This window comes from Streptomyces sp. NPDC047880 (assembly GCF_040706515.1).
Taxonomy (GTDB): Bacteria; Actinomycetota; Actinomycetes; order Streptomycetales; family Streptomycetaceae; genus Streptomyces.
Window position 1 is genome coordinate 1 of record NZ_JBEZOK010000061.1, and the last position, 3044, is coordinate 3044.

Genomic DNA, 3044 nt, shown 5'->3' on the forward strand with positions numbered 1-3044 from the left:
GTGACGTTGTCGCGGTTGGGTGCGGGCACGGACATTCCGATCGGTTCGGCGATCGCGGGGCGTACGGATGAGGCGCTGGATGAGCTGGTGGGTTGTTTCGTCAACACGCTGGTGATCCGGACGGACTTGTCGGGTGATCCGACGTTCGCGCAGGTGCTGGAGCGGGTGCGGGAGACGAGTCTGGCGGGGTTCGGGCATCAGGATGTGCCGTTCGAGCGGCTGGTCGAGGAACTGGCACCGGCCCGATCGCTGGCCAGGCACCCCCTCTTCCAGGTCGTTCTCACCAAGCTGAACGCCACGTCGGGCAGGGAAACGGGTGAAGCGACACTGACCCTGCCCGGCATCCGGTCCACGCCGCTCTTCCTGGGCAAGCCCTCCGCGAAGTTCGACCTCGACGTGATGGTCGAGGAGGAGTTCGACGCCGAGGGCGACCCCGCCGGGGTGCGGGGCGCCGTCACCGTCGCCGCCGACCTGTTCGACGCGACCACGGCCGGGCGGCTGGCGGAGCGGTTCATCCACGTCCTGTCCGAGCTGACGGATAACACACCGGCTCGGGTGGGCGCGGTGGACGTCCTCTTGCCGGATGAGCGTCGGCGGGTGCTGGTGGAGTGGAACGACACGGGTGTGCCGGTGGTGGCGTCCACGGTGCTGGGCCTGTTCGAGGAGCGGGTGGGGCGGTCGCCGGGTGCGGTGGCGGTCGTGCAGGGCGATGTGTCGGTTTCGTTCGCGGAGTTGGAGGTGCGGGCGAACCGTCTGGCGCATTATCTGCGGGCGCAGGGTGTGGGTGCGGAGTCGGTGGTGGGCCTGTGCCTGCCGCGGGGCGTCGAGACTCTGGCGGGGATGCTGGCGGTGTGGAAGGCCGGGGCGGCGTACGTCCCGGTGGAGGCGGGTCAGCCGGCGGAGCGGGTGGCGTTCGTGCTGCGTGACAGTGGCGCGGTGCTGACACTGACGACCGAGGAGATCCTGGACGATCTCCCGGCGGGGCGTCATCGCCTGGTCGCGATCGACGACACCCTGACCGCGATGCAGCTGGCTGCCTTCCCGGACTCGGCACCGGCGGGGGAGATCCTGCCGGAGCAAGCGGCGTATGTGATCTACACGTCGGGTTCGACCGGACGGGCCAAGGGCGTGGCCGTCCCGCACGCAGGCCTGGCCAACTACGTCACCTCGGTGCCCGGGCGGGTCGGGTTCGGCAGTGGGGGCCGGTATGCGGTGTTGCAGGGGCAGGCGACTGACCTGGCGAACACGACGGTCTTCGCTAGCCTGACCGGCGGGGGTGAGCTCCACTTCATCGAAGAGGAGTCGGTGACCGACCCGGCTGCGGTGGCGGCCTACCTCACGGAGCAGGGGATCGACTGCCTGAAGGCGGTGCCCTCACACCTGGCGGCGCTGGGCGCGGCAGCAGTCACCTCCGTGCGGTCGCTGGTCCTGGGTGGTGAAGCGGCTTCCGCCGAGCTGGTCGGGGAGCTGCTGGCCACGGCCGGTGATCGGGCGGTGTTCAACCATTACGGGCCGACGGAGACCACGGTCGGCGTGGCCACCACTCCACTGACCTCGCAGGATGCTGCTTCCGGGGTGATCCCGGTGGGCTCGCCGGTCGCCAACACACAGACCTACGTCCTGGACGTAGGCCTGAAGCCAGTACCGGTCGGCGTGGTCGGCGAGCTGTACGTGGCAGGCGCACAAGTGGCGCGCGGGTATGTCGGCAGGCCCGGGCTCACCTCCGAGCGGTTCATCGCCTGCCCCTTCGGCGCGCCCGGTGAGCGGATGTACCGCACGGGTGACCGTGCACGGTGGACGGCCGAGGGGCGGCTGGTGTTCGCCGGACGTGCCGACGAGCAGGTGAAGATCCGAGGCTTCCGCGTGGAACCCGGCGAGGTGCAGGCGGTCGTAGCCGCACACCCGCTGATCGCCCAGGCTGCGGTGATCGCCCGGGAGAGCACCCCCGGCGATGTCCGACTCGTCGCCTACGTCGTCGCGAGCGACACGGATGACACGGATGCTGCCGAACTGGGCGCCGCAGTCAGGGAGTCTGTCGCCGCGCGGTTGCCGGAGTACATGGTGCCCTCGGCAGTGGTCGTGCTGCCGGCGCTGCCGCTGACCGGTAACGGGAAGCTGGACCGCAAGGCGCTGCCCAGCCCCGAATACGCGGCGGCGACGGCCGATTCGGGCCGGGCTCCGGTGTCCTTGCAGGAGGAACTCCTCTGCCAGGCCTTCGCCCAGGTCCTGGGTCTGCCCGCGGTCGGTGTGAATGACGACTTCTTCGCGCTGGGCGGGCACTCGCTGCTGGCGACCAGACTGGTGAGCCGCATGCGGACCCTGCTCGGCGTGGAAGTGGGCATCCGCGAACTCTTCGAGGCACCCACAGTGGCGGGGCTGGCCGCACGGCTGGCAGAGGCGGACGAGGCGCGCGCAGCCCTGGTGCCGATGGCCCGCCCGGAACGGGTGCCCCTGTCGTACGGGCAGCGCCGGCTGTGGTTCATCGGCCAATTGGAGGGACCGAGCCAGACGTACAACAGCCCGGTGGCTCTACGGCTCACCGGTCGGCTCGACACACAGGCCCTGGCCGACGCGCTGCGTGACGTGATCGCGCGCCATGAATCCCTGCGCACGGTCTTCCGAGTCGTGGCTGGTGAGCCGGACCAGCATGTTCTCGCTGTGGACGAGGTCGAGTGGGAGCTGCCTGCCGTCCGGCTCGACTCCTCCGAGCTGTCGGCCACACTCGCACGGATCGCTTCGTACGCCTTCGACCTCGCGGCCGAGGCTCCGTTGAAGGCGTGGTTGTTCGAGACCGGTCCCGATGAGCATGTACTCGCCCTTGTGGTGCACCACATCGCGGGCGACGGTTGGTCGACCCGTCCCCTGGCGCGGGATGTGTCGGTGGCGTACGCGGCGCGGTGTGAGGGTCGGGAGCCCGGGTGGGATGCGTTGCCGGTGCAGTATGCGGACTATGCGTTGTGGCAGCGGGAGTTGCTGGGGTCGGAGGAGGACGCGGGCAGTTTGATGTCGCGTCAGGTGGGGTTCTGGCGTGAGGCGTTGGCGGG

Annotated in this window: 1 protein-coding gene; it reads left to right on the top strand. The window is 69.9% G+C overall.

Annotated elements, in window-relative coordinates; translation table 11 throughout:
* Nucleotides 1-15 precede the first annotated feature (15 nt).
* The coding region (locus tag AB0937_RS38460; protein ID WP_366718853.1) for an amino acid adenylation domain-containing protein at nt 16-3044 on the top strand (3029 nt) is incomplete at its 3' end.